We start from the raw sequence: 22,195 nt of genomic DNA, 5'->3' as shown, positions 1-22,195 counted from the left end.
GGAGAAGCGGCGCGCAATGCACCGTCCCGCAACGCACATCTGCTGGGAGCCAGGCTCGGAGCGGCGGAGTTACGCCGCGCCGCTCAGATAGGTCTCGCGCCGCCCGATCATGCGCTCGGCGGCGGCCTTGGCGTCGGCCTTCGAGGAGGTCGCGCAGGTCCGGTATTCGAGATCAGGGACGTCGGATGCGTTGCGGCGGCCGAACCAGGACTTTGAACCGACCGGCAGTAGCGCCAGCGCCTGCGCCAGATTGTCGACCGCGCCGAATGAATAGAGCGCACCGGTGCCGGCGATGCGGACCTCGTAGATCCCGGGCGCGATCGGCGCTTCCAGGTTTTCGCCCCGTCCGGGACGGGGATAGCGCTTCCATTCGCTCCAGGTCGAAATCATCTGAGGTCCCCCTCGCGGCCGGTGGGCGGCCGCGAAATTTGCATCAAGTCTTAACGTTGGCCGTCGATCGGCCGAGAGCTGAACGCCGCAGCTCACAAAATGTTTCAAGTGCTTCAAACAGTCGAAACATATCGCCAACACCCATCCACGGTGACGGCTGGCTGCGGCCATCCACCGCAGATTGTGACGGTGTGTTGTAGTTCAGCCGCCTTGTCGTCGTGCACGGGGAGCCGACCGTCAAGTCACGACATCGCGACCGCGGCAGGTACGTGGATGTGCTTGCCGCGCGGCGCACGCGGGAGGACAATCGATCGCTTCCAACAATAATCAAACCGGAGGAAACGCGTATGCAGGGCAAAGCTGAGATCGACCAGATTCTGCGCCAGAAGAGTGAGGCCAAGGAGATTCCGGGCGTCGTCGCCATCGCCGCCAGCGGTACCGACGTGCTGTATCAAGGCGCGTTCGGCAAGCGCGACCTGTCCAAGCCGGATGCGATGACCGCCGACAGCGTGTTCTGGATCGCATCGATGACGAAGGCGGTGACATCGGCGGGCGCGATGCAGCTCGTCGAGCAAGGCAAGCTGTCGCTGGATGCGCCGATCGGTGAGGTGCTGCCCGATCTCGCCAAGCCGCAGGTGCTCGAAGGCTTCGATGCCAAGGGCGAGGCCAAGCTGCGCCCGGCCAAGGGGCCGATCACGCTGCGCCAGCTCATGACCCACACGGCAGGCTTCTGCTACAATATGTGGAACGGCGATCTCGCGGTCTATCTGGACAAGAACGGCATCCCCGCCATCACCACCTGCCAGAACGCCGCGTTGAAGACGCCTATTATGACCGACCCCGGCACGCGCTGGGAATACGGCACCAATATCGATTTCGTCGGCAAGGCCGTGGAAGCCGCCAGCGGCAAGCGCCTCGATGCCTATCTGCGCGACAATCTGTTCACACCGCTCGGCATGAGCGATACCGCTTTCAAGATCACCGACGACATGCGCAAGCGCCTCGTCGGCATGCATGCGCGCGGCGAGGACGGCCAGCTCGCCGCGATCCCGTTCGAGCTCGAGCAGGAGCCGGAATTCCACATGGGTGGCGGCGGCCTTTATTCGACCGCGGCCGACTACATCAGGTTCACCCAGATGATCCTCAACAAGGGCCGCGGTAACGGCAATCAGGTGCTGAAGGCCGAGACCATCGCGACGATGGGGCAGAACCACATCGGCGACCTCGCCATGGGCAAGATGACCACGGCGGCGCCGATGTACACCAACGACGTCGATCTCTATCCGGAGCAGGTGAAGAAGTGGGGCCTCAGCTTCATGATCAACACCGCGAAGACCGCCGAGGGACGCAGCGCGGGCAGCCTCGCCTGGGCGGGCCTCGCCAACACCTATTACTGGATCGACCCGGCGCGCGACGTCACCGGCGTGATCCTGATGCAGCTGCTGCCATTCGCCGATGCAAAGTGTCTCGAGGCTTTTGCCGGCTTCGAGCGCGGCGTCTATGCCGGACTCGATGCTGGCAGCGGGCAGAAGGCGGCCTGAGGCGCGCCTAGCTCTCACGACGCGTGACGGCCGGGCTTGTTGTCCCGGCCGTCCACGCACCTGACTGGAGGACACGATCTTGGCAGACAAAGCCGACAGTTACGTTTGCGGCATCTCCGACACGCCGCTGCTCGGCGACACCATCGGGCGCAGCCTCGATCAGGCCGCGCGGCGCTGGGGCGATCGCGAGGCGCTTGTCTCGCCCAGCCACGGCGTGAGGTGGACATGGAAGGAATTTGCCGCGCGGGTCGACGCGCTCGCCGCCGGCTTTGTCGCGCTCGGCCTCGAACGCGGCGAACGGATCGGCATCTGGTCGCTGAACCGGCCGGAATGGACACTGACGCAATTCGCCGCCGCCAAGGCCGGTCTCATCCTGGTGACGATCAATCCGGCCTACCGGCTGAGCGAGCTGGAATTCGCGCTTCACAAGGTCGGATGCAGCGCCATCGTCACCGCGACGGCGTTCAAGACCAGCAACTACATGGACATGCTCAACACGCTGTTGCCGGAGCTTGCGAGCGCCAAGCCCGGGCAATTGCGCGCCGCGCGGCTGCCGGCCTTGCGCATCGTGATCCAGATCGGCGGCCCCGCCTGCCCGGGCACGATTCCGTTCGACGAGGTCGCCGGCATCGCCGGACCCCTGCACCGCGAGCAGCTCGCCGCGCTTGGTGCCTCCCTGCAATTCGACGATGCCGTCAACATCCAGTTCACCAGCGGAACGACGGGATCGCCCAAGGGCGTGACGCTGACCCATCACAACATTCTCAACAACGGCTATTTCGTCGGCCGCGCGATGCGCCTGACCGAAGCGGACCGCATCTGCATTCCGGTGCCGCTCTATCATTGCTTCGGCATGGTCATGGGCAACCTCGCCTCCGTCACGCTCGGCACGACGATGGTCTATCCCGGCGAGGGGTTCGATCCGCTGGCGACGCTGCGGACGATCGAGCAGGAAAAATGCACCGCGCTGTACGGTGTACCGACGATGTTCATCGCCGAACTCGACCACGGCGAATTCTCAAACTTCGATCTGACATCGCTGCGCACCGGCATCATGGCCGGCGCACCCTGCCCGATCGAAGTGATGAAGCGCGTCAATAGCGAGATGAACATGGGCGAGGTCACGATCGCCTATGGCATGACCGAGACGAGCCCGGTCAGCTTTCAGAGCGCCGTCGACGATCCGCTCGATCGCCGCGTCTCGACCGTCGGACGAATCCATCCGAATGTCGAGGTCAAAATCGTCGATCTCGACGGCAAGATCGTCAAGCGCGGCGAACGGGGCGAGCTCTGCACCCGCGGCTACAGCGTGATGCTGGGCTACTGGGAGGAGCCGGAGAAGACCGCCGATGTGCTCGACGCCAACGGCTGGATGCATACCGGCGACATCGCCGTCATCGACGACCAGGGTTATTGCAACATCGTCGGCCGCATCAAGGACATGGTGATCCGCGGCGGCGAGAACCTCTATCCCCGCGAGATCGAGGAATTTCTCTACCGCCATCCCAAGATTCAGGACGTGCAGATCTTTGGCGTTGCCGATACCCGTTACGGCGAGGAGCTCTGCGCCTGGATCCGGGTCAGGTCCGGCGAGACGCTGACGATGGAAGAGGTGCGCGCCTTCTGCGACGGCCAGATCGCCCACAACAAGATCCCGCGCTACGTGGAATTCGTCGACGAGTTTCCGATGACCGTGACCGGAAAGATCCAGAAATTCCTGATGCGCGACGAGGTCGAGCAACGGCTTGGGCTGAAGGCCGCGAAGACTGCGTAGGTTGCCAACCCCATCGTCATTGCGAGCGCAGCGAAGCAATCCAGAATCTTTCCGCAGAGGCAGTCGGGATTGCTTCGTCGCTGCGCTCCTCGCAATGACGCGAGAGAGACCGCGTTACACCGTCAGGCCGCGCTGCCCCGCGAGCTCCTTCAGCGACACAAGCGGACGCGCGCCGATGTGCTGGATCACTTCGGCGGCTGCGAGCGCGCCGAGCTCGCCGCACTGCTTGTGGGACAGGTTACGCGCCAGACCATACAGAAAGCCGGCAGCGAAGAGGTCGCCGGCGCCGGTGGTGTCCACGAGTTTCACGATCGGAGACGCCGGCGCTGCGACGGCATCAGTTGGCGTCACCACCACGCAACCTTTCTCGCTGCGGGTGACCACGCCGAGATTGACGTCGTTGCGCAACTGCTTGAGCGCGGTGTCGAAATCGGAGGTCTGGTAGAGCGAATGCAACTCGGACTCGTTGGCGAACACGATATCGACGGTGCCGTCGCGCATCAGCCCCAGGAACTCGTCGCGATAACGATCGACGCAGAAGGAATCCGACAACGTCAGCGCCACCTTGCGCTTGGCGTCATGGGCGATCTTGGCCGCCTTGACGAAGGCGTCCTTGGCGTTCTTGGGGTCCCAGAGATAGCCCTCGAGATAGACGATGCCGGCCGCTGCGATCTCGGCCGGGTCGATGTCGGCGGGCGACAAATCCTGCGCCGCGCCGAGATAGGTGTTCATGGTGCGCTCGCCGTCGTCGGTCACCAGGATGTAGGAGCAGCCGGTGGCAGGACCGTCCTTCGCCGCGGGCGTGTTGAAGGCGACGCCGGCCGCGCGGATGTCGTGGACGTAGAGCTTCCCGATCTGGTCGTCCTTGACCTTGCCGACATAGGCGGCGCGGGCCCCGAGACTGCCGATGCCGACGATGGTGTTGGCAGCCGAACCGCCGGAAACTTCCGTCGCCGGGCCCATGTCCTTGTAGATGGCGGCGGCCCGCGCCTCGTCGATCAGGGACATGCTGCCCTTGGTCATGCCGTGCTTGCCCAGGAAGGCTTCATCGGTCTTGACCAACACGTCGAACAGCGCGTTGCCGATGCCGAGAACGTCATATTTCACGTCAGCCATTCACCTTGATCCTGTTTGGCGGATTGCGATACCCGCGGAAATCCGCTTCCTGTCGGTCTGAAATCTGCTCGCGGCCTATCACGACCGGCCCTTCGCGGGCAAGCAACGGTATTATGCAGTTCCGATGATCCGCTCCTTCCTGACCGTCTCGACGGGGACACTGGCTTCACGGCTGCTGGGCTTTGCACGCGATTCCCTGATCGCGGCGCTGCTCGGCACCGGTGCGGTGGCGGACGCGTTTCTGGCGGCATTTCAGCTCGTCAATGTGGTGCGACGCCTGCTCAGCGAGGGGGCCCTGAATGCGGCTTTGATCCCGGCCTGGTTGCGCGTTCGTGACCGCGATGGCGAGGCGGCTGCGGCGGCGTTCGCGGGACGCGTGCTCGGCACCGTCAGCGCGGGCCTGATCGCAATCTCGGTCGTGATTGCACTTTTGATGCCGCTGATCATCATGATCATCGCGCCGGGCTTCGTCGGCAGTGCATCGCTCGATCTCGCCGTCCAGAATGCGCGGCTGATGCTGCCTTATCTCGCCTTCGCGGGACCCGTCACGGTGCTGATGGGCCTGCTCAACGCGCAGGGGCGTTTTGCACTCACCGCGTTCTCGCCGCTGCTGTTCAACATCGCCTTGATCGCGGCGATCGCAGCACTCCTGCTGGGGCACGCCGATGCAACATTCGCCGCGTGGATGCTGGCGGCCACTGTCGGCATCGCCGGCCTGTTACAGCTCCTGATGCTGCTGTCGCAGCGAAGTGCGCGTCTGGCGACCCCGCTGCGCGTGAGCTTCGACAAGGCCATGCGCGGCTTCTTCGCCAAGGCGATCCCGGGCATGATCGCGAGCTCCGGCCCGCAATGGCTGATGGTGGCCGGTGCGATCATCGCCTCCGCCACGCCCGCCGCGGTCTCCTGGCTCTATTTCGCCAACCGCCTGATCGAGCTGCCGCTTGGTATTGTCGGCGTCGCCATGGGGACCGTGCTGGTGCCGGAGCTGACGCGCGCGGTGAGGAGCGGCGACCGTGATGCGGTTGCGCATGCGGAATCGCGTGCGCTGGAACTCGCGACCGGGCTGGCATTGCCGGCGACGCTCGGCCTGATCGTGCTGGCGGAGCCGATCGTGCGGCTGCTGTTCGAACACGGCGCCTTTGGCGCGGAGGACAGCGCGGCCACGGCGCATGCACTGATGTGGCTGGCGCTGGGACTGTCGGCGCACGTGCTGATCAAGGCGCTGTCGCCGGCCTATTTCGCCCGCGGCGACACGATGACGCCGCTGCTGGCGACCGCGAAAGGGTTCGTGGTCGCGGTCGCGCTCGCGGTGCTGCTCGGTCACTTCTTCGGCGCAAGCGGGATCGCCGCCGGCATTGCCGCCGGCGCCTGGAGCAGTGCGATCTCGCTGCTGCGGAAAGGCACGCGTGAATTCGGCTTCTCGGTCGATGCCGCCGCCCGCAAGCGGCTGCCGCGAATCGTGCTCGCCGCGCTCGCCATGGGCGCCCTGCTCTGGCTGACCGCGGGCCTCTTGCCTTCAGAGGCCCATGGGCTCATCCGCTTCATTGCGCTGGGATCACAGATCGCCGCCGGAATCGTCGTCTATGGCTTGCTCCTGCAAATCCTCCGCGTCGCGTCCTGGCGCGAGGCCGCCGGTGCCTTGAAGCGCCCCGCCCAGCCCGATCCCAGCGCCTGAGTTTAGCGAAATTCCCTTGACGGGGCAGCGTCGCTGTTGGAAACGACGCCCCGTATCTTGCAGGGAAGCTGCCATGGCATTCGTTGAACGGGTTTTTTCGGGCGTCCAGCCGACGGGCAATCTGCACCTCGGCAATTATCTCGGCGCGATCGTCAACTTCGTGAAGATGCAGGAAACCCACAACTGCATCTATTGCGTCGTCGACATGCACGCGATCACGCAGGGCGTGGACGTCTGGGGTGGACCGGTCGAGCTCGCGCGCAACACCCGCGAGGTCACCGCGGCGTTCATTGCCAGCGGCATCGACCCGAGCAAGCACATCGTGTTCAACCAGAGCCAGGTCTCGGGCCACGCCGAGCTCGCCTGGATCTTCAACTGCGTCGCGCGCATGGGCTGGCTGGGTCGCATGACCCAGTTCAAGGAGAAGGCCGGCAAGGACCGCGAGAACGCGTCCGTCGGGCTGTTCGACTATCCCGTGCTGATGGCGGCCGACATTCTGCTCTACCGCGCCACCCACGTGCCGGTCGGCGAGGACCAGAAGCAGCATCTCGAGCTCTCGCGCGACATTGCGCAGAAGTTCAACAATGACTTCGGCGACTCGATCCGCAACCTCGGCGCCAATGACGGCCTGTTCTTCCCGTTGCCGGAACCCTTGATCACGGGCCCGGCCACGCGCGTCATGAGCTTGCGCGACGGCACCAAGAAGATGTCGAAATCGGATGCGTCCGATAATTCACGCATCAATCTGACCGACGACGCCGACACCATCGCGCAGAAGGTGCGTAAGGCCAAGACCGACCCGGAGCCGCTGCCGACCGAGGAGAAGGGTCTGGAAGCGCGTCCCGAGGCCGACAATCTCGTCGGTATCTTCGCCGCGCTCTCCGGCCGCTCCAAAGCCGACGTGCTCAGGGATTTCGGCGGCGGCCAGTTCTCCAGCTTCAAGAGCGCGCTGGTGGATTTGTGCGTCACCAAACTCGCGCCGATCGCCGGCGAGATGAAGCGCCTCGTCGCCGACCCCGGCCATATCGACGCGATCCTGAACGACGGTGCCGACCGGGCGCGTGCGATTGCCGACGAGACCATGAAGCTCTCGAAGGACATCGTCGGCTTCATTCGCCGGCGCTGAGGCGCGTTCGCGAAAGCGCGACCGACGCCACGGCGCCGGCCGCTTCTGCTCTCCCCAAGCGAGACGGAGTGTGGCAGCATGTCAGCCGTGCACATTCCGGGACATGCATGACCAGCAAGCGACTTTGCTTCGAGCCGGGTCACAAGCCCAAATGCCTCGTCATCGTCGACGACACCGCCGAATGGGATCGCGCGGTCTATTACGCCAGCCGCTGGGCGATCCGGGCCGGTGGCGGCGTGGTGATGCTCCGCATCATCGAGCCCGAACAGCAGAGCCAGGAATGGCTGGGGGTCGCCGACATCATGCGCGCCGAGGCGCAGGAGGCGGCAGAAGCCGCGCTCGACCGTGCCGCCGGCCGCGCCAACGGCATCGCCGCGATCACGCCGGAACGGGTGATCCGCGAAGGCGCCGCAATGGAACAGCTGCTGGCGGTGATCGACGAGGACCCCGACATCGCCATGCTGGTGCTCGCCGCGAACCCGGGCGCGGAAGGCCCGGGGCCGTTGGTCAACCTGCTGGTGCATGCGCTGGGCACGTTCCCGGTGCCGGTAACGGTCATTTCCGGCGCGCTAAGCGACCAGAGCGTGGATTCGCTGTCCTAGACCGCTGCTCTTCACCTCGCCTTGATGGCCGGGAGAGGGAGAAGCGGGCGCCCTAACCCGCTGATATAACAGGTGAACGGCCAACTTACCCCTTGACCGTGCGTTCGCCGTCGCCATCTGCTAGTGGATAGAGCACGCGCCGGCCTTGAACCGGCGACGTCTGGAGAAAACCATGTTCATTCAAACCGAAGCCACTCCCAATCCCGCCACGCTGAAGTTCATTCCCGGCCGCGTCGTGGTCGACGGCGGTCCGATGGAATTTGCCAACCGCGAATCGGCTGCACGCTCGCCGCTCGCCGAAAAGCTGTTCGAGGTCCCCGGTGTCACCGGCGTGTTCTACGGATCGGACTTCATCACCGTGACCAAGGCGAACGGTGAATGGCAACAGCTCAAGCCCGCGATCCTCGGCGCCATCATGGAGCACTATATGTCCGGCGCACCGCTGCTCGCCGACGGTGCGGCCGCGAGCGATGTCGATCTCGACGACGAAGACGAATTCTTCGACGAAGCCGATGCCGAGACGGTCGACATGATCAAGGATCTGATCGAGACCCGCGTGCGCCCGGCGGTCGCCAATGATGGCGGCGACATCACTTTCCGCGGCTTCAAGGACGGTATCGTCTATCTCAACATGAAGGGCTCCTGCGCCGGCTGCCCGTCATCGACCGCGACGCTCCAGCACGGCATTCAGAACCTGCTCAAGCACTTCGTCCCCGACGTGGTCGAAGTCCGGCCGATGTAAATTGCACGCGCGACCCATCAATTGGACTCCGTCATGCCCGGGCTTGTCCCGGGCATCCACGTTCTTGGGGCGCAAAGTCGTGGATGGCCGGGTCAAGCCCGGCCATGACGACCGGGATGATGCTATGATCGTTCCATGCTGATCCTCGCCATCGATACCGCGCTGGAAGCGTGCGCGGTTGCCGTTCTCGACACCGATTCCGGCCAGCTCCTCGCGCAGGAGCAGCTTCTGATGAAGCGCGGCCACGCCGAAGCGCTGATGCCGATGATCGCGCGCGTGATGCACTCAGCCAATCTTGCCTTCACCGCGCTCGACCGCATCGCGGTCACCATGGGCCCCGGAAGTTTCACCGGCCTGCGCGTCGGCATTTCGGCGGCCCGCGGCCTTGCGCTTGCTGCGAAGCGGCCCGCCGTCGGCCTGACCACCTTGTCGGCCTATGCCGCCGCCGTCGTCGGCCAGAGCGGAGCGGCGCCGGTGATCTCGGCGATCGACGCGCGGCATGACCACGTCTATTTCCAGATCGTGGCCGGTGACGGCAGTCAGCTGGTGCGGCCGGGCGTCGCTCCCATCGACGAGGCAATCGCGGCTTCGCAATTCGGCGCGCCGCATCTGGTCGGCAATGCCGCAAACATCCTCGCCGAGCGCTGGCCTAAAGATATGCCGCAGCCGGTCGCGGTGGACGCGCAGCCCGCGCCCGACATCGGCTGGGTCGCATGGCTTGGCGCCGCGGCCGATCCCGCGACAAATCCGGCGCGGCCGTTCTATCTGCGGGCGCCCGACGCAAAGCCGTCCGCCCAACTGCCGCTTGCAGCACAAGCCGCAAGCTCATGATGAAATGGTTGTCGGAATGGTGGCGCGGCGGTGCGGCGGTCGTCGAGCCGGCTGTTGCGCGCGACGTCGCGCGGCTCGCGCAGCTCCACGGCGCCTCGTTCGCGCGCGGTTGGGGCGAAGGCGAGTTCGAGAGCATGCTCAGCGAGCGCAACACGCTGGTGCACCGGTTGCGCCTCGGCCGCAACACCGTGGGCTTCGCGGTGTCCCGGATCGGCGCGGACGAAGCGGAGATCCTCTCGATCGCGGTCGACCAGGCCCATCGCGGACGCGGCCTCTCTCGCACGCTGCTCATGACCCATCTCGGCCACCTGGCAGGATGTGGCGTGCGCACAATATTTCTCGAGGTCGAGGAAAATAACCAGCCGGCGCGGCGGCTCTACGACCGGACCGGATTCGTGGTGGTCGGACGGCGCGAACGCTACTATAAGCAGCCGAACGGGGAACAATTGAACGCACTTCTGATGCGACGTGACTTGTCGTAACATTGATGGCAGAAAGCGCCCCGTCAGGCGGACATCACATGACTGGTCTTAAACCTTCCCCCGCTTCCAAGGCGTCCGGCATCGAGGCGCGCTGTGCCGCCACCGGCATGCGCATGACCGAGCAGCGCCGTGTCATCGCCCGCGTGCTCGCGGAGGCGGTCGACCATCCCGATGTCGAGGAACTGTACCGCCGCTGTGTCGCCGTCGACGACAAGATCTCGATCTCGACCGTGTATCGGACCGTCAAACTGTTCGAGGATGCGGGCATCATCGAGCGCCATGACTTCCGCGAAGGCCGCGCGCGCTACGAGCAGATGCGCGACAGCCATCACGATCACCTCATCAACCTGCGCGACGGCAAGGTGATCGAGTTCACCTCCGAGGAGATCGAGAAGCTCCAGGCGGAGATCGCCCGCAAGCTCGGTTACAAGTTGGTCGATCATCGGCTCGAGCTCTATTGCGTGCCGCTCGACGACGACAAACCCACAAGTTAAGTGGCGATCGATCTCGTCATCTTCGATTGCGACGGCGTGCTCGTGGACAGCGAGGTGATCTCCTGTCGCGCGCATGCGGACGTGCTGTCCAGACACGGCTATCCGATCACATCGGAGCAGGTGCTGGTCCGCTTTCTCGGCGTATCCGAGAAAGATGCACGGCGAATGGTCGAACAGGAGATCGGCCGCAATCTTCCCGATGATCTCGAAAGCCAAGTGAATGCGGCGACGCTGCAATTCTATGCCAGCGATTTGCAGCCGATCACCCACGTGGCCGCAGCGATTGGCGCAATCGATTTGCCCAAATGCGTTGCGTCGAGCGGCACGCCGCAGAAGATCCACCACGGCCTGACCTGCGCCGGCCTCTACGATCTGCTCGCTCCGAACATCTTTTCGGCGAGCCAGGTCGCACGCGGCAAGCCCGCGCCCGATCTTTTTCTGTTCGCCGCCGCCCAGATGAAAGTCGCGCCGGAGCGGTGTCTCGTGATCGAGGACAGCGTCCCCGGGGTGACCGGCGCGCATGCCGCCGGGATGACCGTGCTGGGCTTTCACGGTGGCAGCCATTGCCCGCCAGGCCACGCGGAAAGACTACGGGCCGCCGGGGCCGGATTGACGTTCGACGATATGCGGCAATTGCCGGAGCTGGTCCGCCGGGTCGCGGCGAACATCGCGGCGGGCTGAATCCCTCCTCTCCGCGTCATTCCGGGGCGATGCGCCAGCATCGAACCCGGAATCCCGTGCCAAAACCTCGGGATTCCGGGTTCGCGACTGCGTCGCGCCCCGGAATGACGACCGAAAAGACCGCCAATCGCTGGATTTTCGCCTTCCCAGCCTATATCTGAGGGCAGTCCTCCCACCTCATTTCCGGGTTCCATGACGCCGCCGCGCAAGCTGCACATCAAATCTTATGGCTGCCAGATGAACGTCTACGATGCCCAGCGCATGGTGGACACGCTGGCCCCGGAAGGATTCGTGGAGACGGCCAGCGCTGATGACGCCGATCTCGTCATCCTCAACACCTGTCATATCCGCGAGAAGGCCTCAGAAAAGGTCTATTCGGAGCTCGGCCGCCTGCGCGTCGCCAAGGACGCCGCCGCGCGCGACGGGCGTACGATGCAGATCGCGGTCGCGGGCTGCGTGGCACAGGCCGAGGGCGAGGAGATCGTGCGCCGTGCACCCGCGGTCGATGTCGTCGTCGGTCCGCAGAGCTACCATCATTTGCCGCAGCTGTTGAAGCGCGCCGGCAATGAAGGCCGCGCCATCGAGACCGAATTCCCGGCTCAGGACAAGTTCGGCTTTCTCGCCCAGCCCAAGCCCGGCGCGATTCGCGCCCGCGGCATCTCCGCTTTCGTCACGGTGCAGGAAGGCTGCGATAAGTTCTGCACCTTCTGCGTCGTGCCTTACACGCGTGGCTCGGAAGTCTCGCGGCCGGTGACAAAGATCGTCGACGACGTGAAGCGGCTCACCGAGAATGGCGTCCGCGAGCTCACGCTGATCGGACAGAACGTCAACGCCTATCACGGCGAGGGACCGGACGGAAAAAGCTGGCCGCTCGGCAGGCTGCTGGAGCACCTCGCGGCGCTCCCGGGCGTCGCGCGGCTGCGTTATTCGACCAGCCATCCGCGCGATGTCGATGACAGTCTGATTGCAGCCCATCGCGATCTCGATGCCTTGATGCCGTTCGTGCACCTGCCGGTGCAGTCGGGCTCGGACCGGATTTTGGCCGCCATGAACCGGAAACATACCGCCGATGATTATCTTGATGTCATCGACCGTTTCCGGTCCGCACGCCAAGACATTGCTTTCTCATCAGATTTTATCGTCGGCTTCCCGGGCGAGAGCGAGCAAGATTTTCTCGCGACCCTCGCGCTTGTCACGCAAATCGGCTACGCTGCAGCATATTCGTTCAAATACTCCGCCCGGCCGGGAACGCCGGCCGCGGATATGCAGGAGACGGTGTCCCCCTCCGAGATGGACCAGCGATTGGAGCGGCTCCAGGAACTGATCGACAGCCAGCAATCGGCCTTCAACAAGGCTGCGATTGGCTCAACGGTTGATGTGCTGTTCGAGCGTCCGGCCCGCAAGGACGGCCAGATCGTCGGCCGCACCGCCTTCCTCCAGCCCGCGCATGTGATGGCCTCGCCCGACATCATCGGACAGATCCTGCCGGTCCGGATCGACAGCCTCGAACGCTACAGCTTCCTCGGTGAGCTCGCCATGGCGCACGAGCCCGCTTTATCGCCCATCGCCACTGGAGCCTGAACCCTTGCCCAAAAGCGCATCGGATTCGTCTTCTTCCATCGCTCCCAGCCGCAAATTTGACCGCGACATGCAGGTTCCGCCCGAGACCCAGGTCGTCATCGATTTCGATGACAACCGCGCCGCCTCCGCGCTGGTTGGCCCTTATGGCCAGCATCTGGCACAGATCGAACGGCGGCTCGGCGTCGTCGTCGATTCCAAGGGCAACCACATCACGATCGGCGGCTCGCGCGACGGCTGCGATGCCGCGCGTCGGGTGCTCGAGACGCTCTACGCCCAGGCCGTGAAGGGACAGGATCTCGACCAGGGCGAGGTCGAGGGCGCGATCCGAGCCGTGATCGCGCAGGGCTCGCTGTTCGAGTTCGACGCCAAGTCGGCCAAATCCACCTTCGACAGCATCAATCTGCGCAAGCGCCCGGTGCGTGCGCGCACGGCGGCGCAGGATTCCTACATTCGCGCGCTGAAGCGCCACGAGCTGGTGTTCGGCATCGGCCCCGCCGGCACCGGCAAGACCTGGCTCGCGGTCGCGCATGCCGCGCAGCTGTTCGAGCGCAAGGAAGTCGACAAGATCATCCTGTCGCGCCCGGCGGTGGAAGCCGGCGAGCGGCTCGGCTTTTTGCCCGGCGATCTCCGCGAGAAGGTCGATCCTTATCTTCGCCCGATCTACGACGCGCTTTATGACCTGATGGACGCGCGCATTGTCGAGCGCGCGCTGCAGACCGGCGAGATCGAGATCGCGCCACTCGCCTTCATGCGCGGTCGCACGCTGACCAACGCGGCCATCATCCTGGACGAGGCGCAGAACACCACGTCGATGCAGATGAAGATGTTTTTGACCCGCCTTGGCGAAAACAGCCGCATGATCGTCACCGGCGATCCCTCGCAGATCGACTTGCCGAACGGCCAGACCTCGGGCCTCGCCGAGGCGACGCGCCTGCTGAGCGGCGTCGAAGGTATTGCGCAAGTTCATTTCAAGGCCGAAGACGTGATCCGCCACGAACTCGTGGCGCGGATCGTCTCCGCCTACGAAGGGGCGCCGCAGCGGCCGGCCGCCGGTAAATCCTGACGAGGCAGCAACCGGACCATATGGGCGCGGACACGGCACCCCTTCGTTCGGAACAAGGACAATGTCACACCCCAACCTTCCCATCACCGAGGTCCTCGTCGTCGCCGATTGCTGGCAGCGGGAGCCCGAATCCGAAGCCGTGATCCAGCGCGCCGTGGCGGCCGCCGCCGAGAATGTCGAGGAAGACGTTGCGGGGGCGGAAGTGGCGGTAATGCTGACCGATGATGCCGGCATCCGCACCCTGAACAGCAACTGGCGCGGCATCGACAAGCCGACCAACGTGCTGTCGTTTCCCGCGCTGCAGCCGGAAGGCGACTGGAAGCCAGGCGATGCGCCGCGCATGCTCGGCGACATCGCGATCGCCTACGAGACCATGCGGCGTGAGGCGGACGAGGAACAAAAGCCGTTCGATCATCATTTGAGCCATCTCGCCGTGCACGGTTTCCTGCATCTGGTCGGCTACGACCACGAAAACGAAGACGACGCCGAGGAAATGGAAGCGCTCGAACGAGAGATCCTGGCTCATCTCGGCATTCCCGACCCCTATGCCGACCGCCCAGGGACGCATTGAGATGCCGGATTCGGACCCGATTCACGACAATCCGCGCAACACGGCCAATTTACCGGTCGTGGTGACCTCAGGCGAGGTGATGCGCCCGACCGCCGATGGCTGGCTGCTGCGCGCCATCCGGACGTTGTTCGGCTGGAAGGCGGGTTCGGTGCGCGACGACCTCCAGGTCGTGCTCGACGCCACGACGCCCGACGACACCGGCTTCTCGACGGTCGAGCGCACCATGCTGCGCAACATCCTCGGCCTGCACGAGCGTCGCATCGCCGACGTCATGGTGCATCGCGCCGACATCGTCGCGGTGAAGCGCGACATCCCGCTCGGCGAGTTGATGGACCGCTTCGAGAGCGCGGGCCATTCGCGCCTTGTAGTCTACAACGAGACGCTCGACGATCCCGTCGGCATCGTCCATATCCGCGATCTACTCGCCTTCATGACCGCGCGTGCGCGCGTGTCGGGGGGCACGAAAACCAAGCGCAAGAAACCGCTGCCGGCCGGGCTCGATCTGCGTTCGGTCGATCTCGCGCTGCCGCTCGAAGAAGCGCGCATCATCCGCAAGCTGCTCTACGTGCCGCCGTCGATGCGGGCGATCGACCTGCTCGCGCAGATGCAGGCTACCCGCATCCATCTGGCGCTGGTGGTCGACGAATATGGCGGCAGCGACGGCCTGGTCTCGCTCGAGGACATCGTCGAGCAGATCGTCGGCGAGATCGACGACGAGCATGACAGCGACGAGCCGCCCTCGATCGTGCGGCTGCCCGACAACGCCTTCATCGCCGACGCCCGCGCCAGCCTCGACGACGTCCGCACCGTGATCGGCGAGGACTTCGTCACGGGAGAGGCCGGCGAGGAAGTGGAGACGCTGGGCGGCTATCTCGTCAGCTTCGTCGGGCGCCTGCCGGTGCGCGGCGAGGTGATCTCGGGCCCCGGCCATTACGAGATCGAGGTGCTCGATGCCGATCCGCGCCGGGTCAAGCGGCTGCGGATCTCGACGCGAAAGGAGCGCCCCGCGCCGCGCACCCAGCGCGAGAGCCGGCGCCGCGAGGCTGCGCCGGATGGCAGCCAGTCGACGGCCAGCGACACGCCCACCCCGCCGCCAAGCGACGGGACCGGTCCGCAGTGAGCCCTTTCCAGCGATTTCGCCAGATCGCGCTTGCCATCATCCTGACCTGGGGATGGAAGCGCGCGCTCGTCGCGATGGCTGCCGGTGCGCTCTCGGTGCTGGCACTGGCGCCGTTCAACGCCTTCCCGGTGCTTTTCATCACCTTCCCGGTGCTGGTCTGGCTGATCGACGGCGCCGGCGCCGGCCGATATCGCGGCGTCCCCGCCGCGGCGCTGACCGGCTACTGGTTCGGCCTCGGCTATTTCGTGCCCGGCCTCTACTGGATCGGCTACGCCTTCTTCGTCGATGCCGATGTGTTCGCCTGGCTGACGCCGTTCGCCGTGCTGGGCCTGCCGGCCTATCTGTCCATCTTCACGGCAATGGGCTTTGCGCTCGCCCGCCTGCTCTGGACCAAGAACGCCACGCGCGTGCTTGCGCTCGCGGCAAGTCTCACCATCACCGAATGGCTGCGCGGTCATGCGCTGACCGGCTTTCCCTGGAACGCGTTCGGTTATGCGCTGTCCGAGCCGCTGCCGCTGGCACAAACGGCGTCGCTGATCGGCCTCTGGGGCATGACGTTCCTGACGGTTGCGATCTTCGCAAGCCCCGCGGCGCTGATCGACCGCACGCCCGATCGCCGCCTGGCGTGGCGCGCACCGGCCGCGGCCCTGGCGCTCCTGCTGGTCATGAGTATCTTCGGCGCGATCCGCCTGTCGCTGCATCCGACCACGATAGTCGCGGGCACCAAATTGCGCCTGATGCAGCCGGATCTCCAGCAGGACGCGAAATTCAACTACGCCGCCAAGGCGGAGGTGATGAAGAAATATCTGGCCTTGTCGGACCGCGCCTCCGGGCCGCAATCGACCGGCGTGCGCGATGCCACCATCCTGATCTGGCCGGAATCCGCCTTTCCGTTCTTCCTCACTCGCGAAGCCGATGCGATGGCGCAAATCGCGGAGCTTCTGCCCAAGGGCACGGTGCTGATCACGGGCTCGGTCCGCGCGCCCGACCTGCCGCGGGGCACGCCGATCACACGCGCCTATAATTCGATCTACGTGATCGACCACGACGGCAGCGTGCTCTCCATGTACGACAAGCTGCATTTGGTGCCGTTCGGCGAGTTTCTTCCCTACCAGGGCCTGATGGAGAAGCTCGGTTTCGAGCAACTCACGCGTGTGCGCGGTGGCTTCATTGCCGGCACCGTGCGCCACGCGCTGGCGGTCCCCGGCGCGCCGTCCGCGCTGCCGCTGATCTGCTACGAGGCAATCTTCCCCGGCGAAGTGGCTGGACCCAATGAGCGTCCGGGCTGGATCGTGAATCTCACCAATGACGGCTGGTTCGGAATCTCGACCGGCCCCTACCAACACCTTGAACAGGCGCGGATGCGCGCGATCGAGCTCGGATTGCCGCTGGTTCGCTCCGCCAATACCGGCGTTTCCGCGGTGATCGATCCAGTGGGACGCATCGTCGCCAGCCTCGGTCTCGGGATCGAAGGCATTTTGGATGCAAATCTGCCCGCCGCGATCCCGCCGACCATCTATGCGCGCGTGGGCGATGTACCCGCGGCCATGCTTGTCGCGCTCGCCGTGTTTTGGGCGGTCCGCCGACGTGTTGCCAAACGGCATCCCTGATCACGCAGCCGCGGCCGATAACTTTTGACAACCGTAGTCCCACGGTTGACAGACTGCACGCGGCCTCCTCATTCTGCACCGGCTGCAAAAGACAGTGGGCATTGCTAAATTTCTCCGCAATGTTTTCCAATAACAGGGTCTGATTTTGACGTTGCTTACACCTGAGGCATTCCTGATTGCGCCGAAGGTGATGTTTGGAGGGCTGAGGAAATGTCGAAAGCGCCCAACCCTGTTGACAAATATGTCGGCAGTCGCGTGCGGATGCGCCGCATCATGTTGGGCATGAGCCAGGAAAAGCTCGGTGAAGCTTTGGGCCTGACCTTCCAACAAGTTCAGAAATACGAGAAGGGCACAAATCGGGTCGGCGCGAGCCGCATCCAGCAAATTGCCGAGATTCTCCAGGTGCCGGTGTCCTTCCTGTTCGAGGGCGGTCCGAGCGGCGTGGCGGGGCCGGACGGCTTCGCAGAAGGCGCATCGCCGTCTTACGTCTCGGATTTCCTCGCGACGTCCGAAGGACTCGCTTTGACCAAGGCGTTCACCCGAATCACCGATTCGAAGATGCGCCGCTCGATCGTCGATCTCGTCGAGCAGATCGCGGCCCGCGAAGGCCCCGACAAGCGCTGACGCGCCATCTCAATCCGATTTGAGACTGCGTCAAATCTGGCCTATGTCGTCATTTGCGGCCGCGCTTTGATGCGCGTCTTCCTCGATGATGCGATTCAAAGGCACAGATGCACTCATGGTCAGCTCCAATTGGTTCGATTCCCAAACTATTCTCGATGGCATCCGCCGCTGGGTAGAGGTCGAGACGCCAACGGACGCACCTGAACAGGTCAACAAGCTGGTCTCAATGGTCGCGGAGCAATACCGCGATCTCCCTGTCACGCTCGAGCGCATCGCCGGCGTCGATGGCTGCGGCGATCATCTCGTGGCGCGCTCGACCTGGGGCCAGGACCGGCCCGGCATCCTGGTGCTGAGCCACCTCGATACCGTTCATCCCATGGGATTCATCGAGCGCCTGCCGTTCAAGGTCGAAGGCGACAGCGCGTTCGGTCCCGGCATCTACGACATGAAGGGCGGTGCCTACATCGCCCATCACGCCTTTCGCGCGCTTTGCGCCACGGCCGATCGCTCGCCGCTCGGCATCACCCACCTGTTCACCTCCGACGAGGAGATCGGCAGCCCCACCTCTCGCGCACTCATCGAGACCGAAGGGCGCAAGGCGAAGTACGTCCTGGTGACGGAGCCGGCCCGCGATGGCGGCAAGATCGTCACCGGCCGCAAGGGCGTCGGGCGATTCGAAGTCTTCATCAAGGGCGTGCCCGCGCATGCCGGCACACGGCCCCAGGATGGCCGCAGCGCGATCCGCGAGCTCGCCAACGTCATCCTGGCGCTGGAAGCGATGAATGATCTGGCGCGCAGCGTCACCGTCAATGTCGGCGTGGTGCGCGGCGGCACGCGGCCCAATGTGACGCCGGAAGAAGCCCATGCCGAAATCGATCTGCGCGTGCCGAGCCTCAAGGACGCGGATGAATTCGTCGGCAAGATCCTCGCCCTGACATCGAGGACGGATGGCGTCACCGTCAAGGTCACGGGCGGACTCAATCGTCCGCCTTACGAGAAGAGCAATGCAGGCGCCTCGCTGTACGAGCATGCAAAGACCGTTGCCGCGGAGATCGGTTTCGAGCTGGTCGACGTTCACACCGGCGGCGGCTCGGACGGTAATTTCACCGCGGCCCACACCGCGACGCTCGACGGGCTCGGCGTCGACGGCAAGGGCGCGCACACCCATTATGAGCAGCTCTATGTCTCGTCGCTCGAACCGCGCGCGCGGCTGCTCCATCGCCTGTACCAGACGCTCCGATGAGTGAGCGCAAATCAGATCCCGATCGCGAGGACAGCGAGCGCGCCTTCTTCGGACGCCGTAAAGGCCACAAGCTCAGGCAGCACCAGGCCGAGCTGATCGATCATCTGCTGCCGCGTCTTGCGCTCGCCATCGACCGCGAAGCACCGGCGGATGGCCGCGAGATCTTCGTCCCCGTAGCCGACGATTTGCGGCTCGAGATCGGCTTCGGCGGCGGCGAGCATCTTGCGGCGGAAGCGCAAAACTTCGCCACGACCGGCTTCATCGGCTGCGAGCCTTACGTCAACGGCATGGCGAAGATCCTCGCGCAGATCGAGACCGCCGAGATCGGCAACATCCGCCTGTTCGCAGGCGATGCCGCCGAGCTCCTGGCCTGGCTGCCGAAGGCTTCGCTGTCGCGGATCGACCTGATCCATCCCGACCCCTGGCCGAAACGGCGGCACTGGAAGCGGCGCTTCGTCCAGGACCGGACCATCGCCGCGATGGCGCGCGTGCTGAAAGCCGGCGGCGAATTTCGTTTCGTCTGCGACATCGACGATTACTGCGCCTGGACACTGTCGCATCTGTCGCGCTCGCAGGACTTTGTCTGGCTCGCGGAGCGCGCCGATGATTTTCGCCTGCCGTGGGACGGATACACGATGACGCGCTATGGCCGAAAGGCCACGCGCGAAGGCCGCAAGGCGGCGTATCTGCGGTTTCGACGGGTTTAGATCGTCTGCCGGTTGCGCCAGAAATTCACGACGCGCTCGGCGGTCGTCGGCATCAGCCGCGTGAAATTCGCGCGCGCTTGCTCAAGATCGGCATCGGCTGGCGTGCGATTCGGGCCGTACCACATCAGGATCAGTGCACGCACCGTCGGCCAACTGACATTCAGCACACGCGCCAGAACCAGAATTGGATCGTAGCGGTCACCCGTGATCAGGCGGTCGAGGACCGAGAGGCGGACGCCGGACATCGCCGAGAGCGAAGCAATCGCTTCCTCGTATTTGTGGGCCTTCGCGAAGCCAAACAGCGCGCTCTCGCCAAGATGGCCCCCGCGATGCAAGGCCAGAATCGTACGTTGCGCTCCCGAGAAATCGCGACGCGGTCCGGGCGGCAGCGTGGCTTCCTCGATGGCCGCCATGGCGCGCTTGATCTCGACCTGGCGCACGGGATTGACCACGCTCGAGAGGCGACGGCGGATGACGTCGAGCGTACCGTCGAGAAGCTGTTTCAGGTTCTCGCCCGAAAGATCGCTGCGCTGGCCAATCCTGAGCGTCAGCACGCCGTCCTGCGCGGCACGCTTGATCAGCTCGGAATAGCTGCCAGGCGAGAACACCGCACCGGAATTGCCCGCGGCGCGGCGCACCACGTCGCGATCGCCGCGCTCGATCAGCACGTCGGTGATGACAGCCGACAGCGTGGGGCGTTCGCTCATCGCCAGCAGATGGCCCTGGCCTTTCAGTCGCGCAATCTCGACGAGAGCGGCGTCGTCGAGCACGGGCGAATGGCGCAGCACGGGGCCCGCCACCGCGATTTCGTTTTCGCGCGCGAGCTGACTCACGAGATGCCGCGGCGCGTTGTTCAGGCGCGAGAAGCGTTCGGCGAGATCGACGCGCGAGGCGAGCTCGGCATGCGGGACGAGATCGATCAGCAGATTGTCGAAGAGATCGATGACATCGGGACGGAGGTTCTCGGCGTCCTGAAAGAACAATTGGGAGATGGCGTGCGCGATCTCGCCGCGACGCCGCGGGTCGCCGCGTTTGACGATATCGTCCAGTCCGGGAATGAGCGACGTGGCAACGGTCATGAAAACGCAAACTCGTACGGGGCACGCCGCGGGTGCGCCCTTAGTCCAAGCCGCCCCACAATCAGGAATTTAGGCCTCGGAGGTGAAGGAAGCGTTGCGCGGGGCCCCAGGCCGGGCGCAAAAAGCCCAGCCGACCCTGCATGGGCCTTGTCCGGGAAGACGGAAAGGGCTATATCAGCGCCAATTCATCTTCTCATACGATCCGCGTAGTGAGAGTGGGCCCGAAAGGACCCGCTCTTTTTTATTACCTGAACGCGGCTTGGTGGAAGATGTGCGGCCCGGCGATCTGTCGGGAGAGTTCCGAAGCGAGCTTTGAGATCTTAAACCAAGCCTTAACCATATCGAGCGCCTTGACCTCTGACATGACCGAACCGAACCCTGGTTCCACGGATGCCGAATTGCTGGCCGAGCCAAGGCTCGTGGTCGAGCCGGGCGTGGCGGCACGGGTGTCCGCGGTCGCGGGGCCAGTGCTCGAAGGCATGGGCTACCGCCTGGTGCGGATCCGCATTTCCGGGGAATCCGGCTGCACCGTGCAGGTTATGGCCGAGCGGCCGGACGGCTCCATGCAGATCGAGGATTGCGAGGCGATCTCGCGGGCGCTGTCGCCCGTGCTCGACGTCGCCGATCCCGTCGATCGCGCCTATCGGCTGGAAATCTCCTCACCGGGGATCGACCGCCCGCTGGTGCGCCGCTCCGATTTCGAGCGTTATGCCGGGCATCTGGTGAAGATCGAGATGGCGGTCGCCCATGACGGGCGGAAGCGGTTCCGCGGCACGATCGGCCCCGTCGAAGGCGACCAGGTGCATCTGCATCGCGACGACGTCAAGGCGGCCGAGGCTGCCGACGTGCTCCTGACGATGGAAGACATCGCCGAGGCGCGGCTGGTGCTGACCGACGAGCTGATCGCGGAATCCATGCGCCGCGGCAAAGCCCAGGCACGCGAGATGCGCCGCAATCTCGGCCTGGAGCCGCCGGCTGCGCCGCACGCCAGCATCAGCGAAAAGACGACCAAGAACACCAAGCCGGCTAAGAAGCCGGCGCCGGCAACTACGAAGAAGCCGGCTCCGACAAACACCAAGAAACATCGCCTGGCCGCCGAACGCGCGCGACGGGGCGAGATCGATCCTGACGAAGGAGACTAGC

At 64.8% G+C, this 22,195-nt stretch carries 22 protein-coding genes; 19 read left to right on the top strand and 3 right to left on the bottom strand.

Annotated features, from left to right (window positions below; all coding sequences use genetic code 11):
• Positions 1 to 69 precede the first annotated feature (69 nt).
• Positions 70 to 390 (bottom strand): hypothetical protein, encoded by a 321-nt coding sequence (locus tag AC0L20_RS09705; RefSeq protein WP_007603877.1) that lies wholly within the window; start codon positions 388 to 390, stop codon positions 70 to 72.
• 347 nt (positions 391 to 737) lie between these two features.
• Between AC0L20_RS09705 and AC0L20_RS09700 the strand changes: the two genes are divergently transcribed.
• Both AC0L20_RS09700 and AC0L20_RS09695 read left to right on the top strand, forming a co-directional pair.
• A complete protein-coding gene (locus tag AC0L20_RS09700; RefSeq protein ID WP_473288329.1) occupies positions 738 to 1,931 on the top strand; it encodes a serine hydrolase domain-containing protein in 1,194 nt (397 codons plus the stop codon).
• A gap of 79 nt (positions 1,932 to 2,010) precedes the next feature.
• The gene (locus AC0L20_RS09695) at positions 2,011 to 3,705 is read left to right on the top strand and encodes an AMP-binding protein (RefSeq protein ID WP_473288328.1); all 1,695 of its coding nucleotides are present in this window, start codon (positions 2,011 to 2,013) and stop codon (positions 3,703 to 3,705) included.
• 114 nt (positions 3,706 to 3,819) lie between these two features.
• On the opposite strand, the gene AC0L20_RS09690 is transcribed toward AC0L20_RS09695, so the two are convergent.
• Positions 3,820 to 4,821: an adenosine kinase gene (locus tag AC0L20_RS09690; RefSeq protein ID WP_456767041.1), complete on the bottom strand. Its 1,002-nt coding sequence runs from the start codon at positions 4,819 to 4,821 to the stop codon at positions 3,820 to 3,822.
• Between the two features lie 124 nt (positions 4,822 to 4,945).
• Here AC0L20_RS09690 and murJ point away from each other — a divergent pair, with 124 nt between their 5' ends.
• The 16 genes from murJ to trmB all read left to right on the top strand — a co-directional run bounded on the left by murJ (position 4,946) and on the right by trmB (position 19,973).
• A complete protein-coding gene (gene murJ / locus AC0L20_RS09685) occupies positions 4,946 to 6,496 on the top strand; it encodes a murein biosynthesis integral membrane protein MurJ (RefSeq protein WP_473288327.1) in 1,551 nt (516 codons plus the stop codon).
• Between the two features lie 73 nt (positions 6,497 to 6,569).
• The gene (trpS, locus tag AC0L20_RS09680; RefSeq protein ID WP_473288326.1) at positions 6,570 to 7,622 is read left to right on the top strand and encodes a tryptophan--tRNA ligase; all 1,053 of its coding nucleotides are present in this window, start codon (positions 6,570 to 6,572) and stop codon (positions 7,620 to 7,622) included.
• A gap of 107 nt (positions 7,623 to 7,729) precedes the next feature.
• Positions 7,730 to 8,224 carry a universal stress protein gene (locus tag AC0L20_RS09675; RefSeq protein ID WP_473288325.1) on the top strand — a complete coding sequence of 165 codons (495 nt, stop codon included), beginning with the start codon at positions 7,730 to 7,732 and terminating at the stop codon, positions 8,222 to 8,224.
• A 172-nt stretch (positions 8,225 to 8,396) separates the two neighbouring features.
• Entirely contained in the window at positions 8,397 to 8,966 is a 570-nt protein-coding gene (locus AC0L20_RS09670) for a NifU family protein (RefSeq protein ID WP_354170455.1), read from the top strand.
• A gap of 135 nt (positions 8,967 to 9,101) precedes the next feature.
• Entirely contained in the window at positions 9,102 to 9,797 is a 696-nt protein-coding gene (tsaB, locus tag AC0L20_RS09665; protein WP_473288324.1) for a tRNA (adenosine(37)-N6)-threonylcarbamoyltransferase complex dimerization subunit type 1 TsaB, read from the top strand.
• Positions 9,794 to 10,279, top strand: a complete 486-nt coding sequence (gene rimI, locus AC0L20_RS09660; RefSeq protein ID WP_473288323.1) for a ribosomal protein S18-alanine N-acetyltransferase — start codon at positions 9,794 to 9,796, stop codon at positions 10,277 to 10,279. The genes tsaB and rimI overlap by 4 nt, the downstream gene beginning before the upstream one ends.
• Before the next feature lie 38 nt (positions 10,280 to 10,317).
• Positions 10,318 to 10,773: a Fur family transcriptional regulator gene (locus AC0L20_RS09655; RefSeq protein ID WP_007598312.1), complete on the top strand. Its 456-nt coding sequence runs from the start codon at positions 10,318 to 10,320 to the stop codon at positions 10,771 to 10,773.
• Complete coding sequence (locus tag AC0L20_RS09650) at positions 10,774 to 11,454, top strand: HAD family hydrolase (protein ID WP_473288322.1); 681 nt, start codon at positions 10,774 to 10,776, stop codon at positions 11,452 to 11,454.
• 192 nt (positions 11,455 to 11,646) lie between these two features.
• Positions 11,647 to 13,035: a tRNA (N6-isopentenyl adenosine(37)-C2)-methylthiotransferase MiaB gene (gene miaB, locus AC0L20_RS09645; protein ID WP_473288321.1), complete on the top strand. Its 1,389-nt coding sequence runs from the start codon at positions 11,647 to 11,649 to the stop codon at positions 13,033 to 13,035.
• A 4-nt stretch (positions 13,036 to 13,039) separates the two neighbouring features.
• Positions 13,040 to 14,098 (top strand): PhoH family protein, encoded by a 1,059-nt coding sequence (locus AC0L20_RS09640; RefSeq protein ID WP_219678884.1) that lies wholly within the window; start codon positions 13,040 to 13,042, stop codon positions 14,096 to 14,098.
• A 61-nt stretch (positions 14,099 to 14,159) separates the two neighbouring features.
• The gene (gene ybeY, locus AC0L20_RS09635) at positions 14,160 to 14,669 is read left to right on the top strand and encodes an rRNA maturation RNase YbeY (RefSeq protein WP_473288319.1); all 510 of its coding nucleotides are present in this window, start codon (positions 14,160 to 14,162) and stop codon (positions 14,667 to 14,669) included.
• Position 14,670: 1 nt separating this feature from the next.
• Positions 14,671 to 15,789 carry a hemolysin family protein gene (locus AC0L20_RS09630; RefSeq protein WP_473288318.1) on the top strand — a complete coding sequence of 373 codons (1,119 nt, stop codon included), beginning with the start codon at positions 14,671 to 14,673 and terminating at the stop codon, positions 15,787 to 15,789.
• A complete protein-coding gene (lnt, locus tag AC0L20_RS09625; RefSeq protein WP_473288317.1) occupies positions 15,786 to 17,399 on the top strand; it encodes an apolipoprotein N-acyltransferase in 1,614 nt (537 codons plus the stop codon). Before AC0L20_RS09630 ends, lnt begins: the two co-directional genes overlap by 4 nt.
• Before the next feature lie 210 nt (positions 17,400 to 17,609).
• On the top strand, positions 17,610 to 18,023 hold the full coding sequence (locus tag AC0L20_RS09620) for a helix-turn-helix domain-containing protein (protein ID WP_007598327.1): 414 nt from the start codon (positions 17,610 to 17,612) through the stop codon (positions 18,021 to 18,023).
• Positions 18,024 to 18,108: 85 nt separating this feature from the next.
• A complete protein-coding gene (locus tag AC0L20_RS09615; RefSeq protein WP_473288316.1) occupies positions 18,109 to 19,266 on the top strand; it encodes a M20 family metallopeptidase in 1,158 nt (385 codons plus the stop codon).
• The gene (trmB, locus tag AC0L20_RS09610) at positions 19,263 to 19,973 is read left to right on the top strand and encodes a tRNA (guanosine(46)-N7)-methyltransferase TrmB (protein ID WP_473288315.1); all 711 of its coding nucleotides are present in this window, start codon (positions 19,263 to 19,265) and stop codon (positions 19,971 to 19,973) included. Before AC0L20_RS09615 ends, trmB begins: the two co-directional genes overlap by 4 nt.
• On the opposite strand, the gene AC0L20_RS09605 is transcribed toward trmB, so the two are convergent.
• Entirely contained in the window at positions 19,970 to 21,052 is a 1,083-nt protein-coding gene (locus AC0L20_RS09605) for a DUF2336 domain-containing protein (RefSeq protein WP_456767031.1), read from the bottom strand. The genes trmB and AC0L20_RS09605 overlap by 4 nt on opposite strands.
• A 362-nt stretch (positions 21,053 to 21,414) precedes the next feature.
• Here AC0L20_RS09605 and rimP point away from each other — a divergent pair, with 362 nt between their 5' ends.
• A complete protein-coding gene (gene rimP, locus AC0L20_RS09600) occupies positions 21,415 to 22,194 on the top strand; it encodes a ribosome maturation factor RimP (RefSeq protein WP_473288314.1) in 780 nt (259 codons plus the stop codon).
• The last annotated feature ends 1 nt before the right edge of the window (position 22,195 follow it).

Source organism: Bradyrhizobium sp. Kon58 (assembly GCF_055807455.1).
This window is presented reverse-complemented; position numbering and strand designations above follow the sequence as displayed.

Coding starts and splice junctions, on each gene's coding strand:
- AC0L20_RS09700 (WP_473288329.1), top strand. CDS start 738: ATGCAGGGCAAAGCTGAGATCGACCAGATTCTGCGCCAGAAGAGTGAG.
- miaB (WP_473288321.1), top strand. CDS start 11,647: ATGACGCCGCCGCGCAAGCTGCACATCAAATCTTATGGCTGCCAGATG.
- AC0L20_RS09620 (WP_007598327.1), top strand. CDS start 17,610: ATGTCGAAAGCGCCCAACCCTGTTGACAAATATGTCGGCAGTCGCGTG.
- rimP (WP_473288314.1), top strand. CDS start 21,415: ATGACCGAACCGAACCCTGGTTCCACGGATGCCGAATTGCTGGCCGAG.
- AC0L20_RS09605 (WP_456767031.1), bottom strand. CDS start 21,052: ATGACCGTTGCCACGTCGCTCATTCCCGGACTGGACGATATCGTCAAA.
- rimI (WP_473288323.1), top strand. CDS start 9,794: ATGATGAAATGGTTGTCGGAATGGTGGCGCGGCGGTGCGGCGGTCGTC.
- AC0L20_RS09675 (WP_473288325.1), top strand. CDS start 7,730: ATGACCAGCAAGCGACTTTGCTTCGAGCCGGGTCACAAGCCCAAATGC.
- ybeY (WP_473288319.1), top strand. CDS start 14,160: ATGTCACACCCCAACCTTCCCATCACCGAGGTCCTCGTCGTCGCCGAT.
- AC0L20_RS09630 (WP_473288318.1), top strand. CDS start 14,671: ATGCCGGATTCGGACCCGATTCACGACAATCCGCGCAACACGGCCAAT.
- AC0L20_RS09615 (WP_473288316.1), top strand. CDS start 18,109: ATGATGCGATTCAAAGGCACAGATGCACTCATGGTCAGCTCCAATTGG.
- AC0L20_RS09655 (WP_007598312.1), top strand. CDS start 10,318: ATGACTGGTCTTAAACCTTCCCCCGCTTCCAAGGCGTCCGGCATCGAG.
- trmB (WP_473288315.1), top strand. CDS start 19,263: ATGAGTGAGCGCAAATCAGATCCCGATCGCGAGGACAGCGAGCGCGCC.
- AC0L20_RS09690 (WP_456767041.1), bottom strand. CDS start 4,821: ATGGCTGACGTGAAATATGACGTTCTCGGCATCGGCAACGCGCTGTTC.
- trpS (WP_473288326.1), top strand. CDS start 6,570: ATGGCATTCGTTGAACGGGTTTTTTCGGGCGTCCAGCCGACGGGCAAT.
- murJ (WP_473288327.1), top strand. CDS start 4,946: ATGATCCGCTCCTTCCTGACCGTCTCGACGGGGACACTGGCTTCACGG.
- AC0L20_RS09705 (WP_007603877.1), bottom strand. CDS start 390: ATGATTTCGACCTGGAGCGAATGGAAGCGCTATCCCCGTCCCGGACGG.
- AC0L20_RS09670 (WP_354170455.1), top strand. CDS start 8,397: ATGTTCATTCAAACCGAAGCCACTCCCAATCCCGCCACGCTGAAGTTC.
- tsaB (WP_473288324.1), top strand. CDS start 9,102: ATGCTGATCCTCGCCATCGATACCGCGCTGGAAGCGTGCGCGGTTGCC.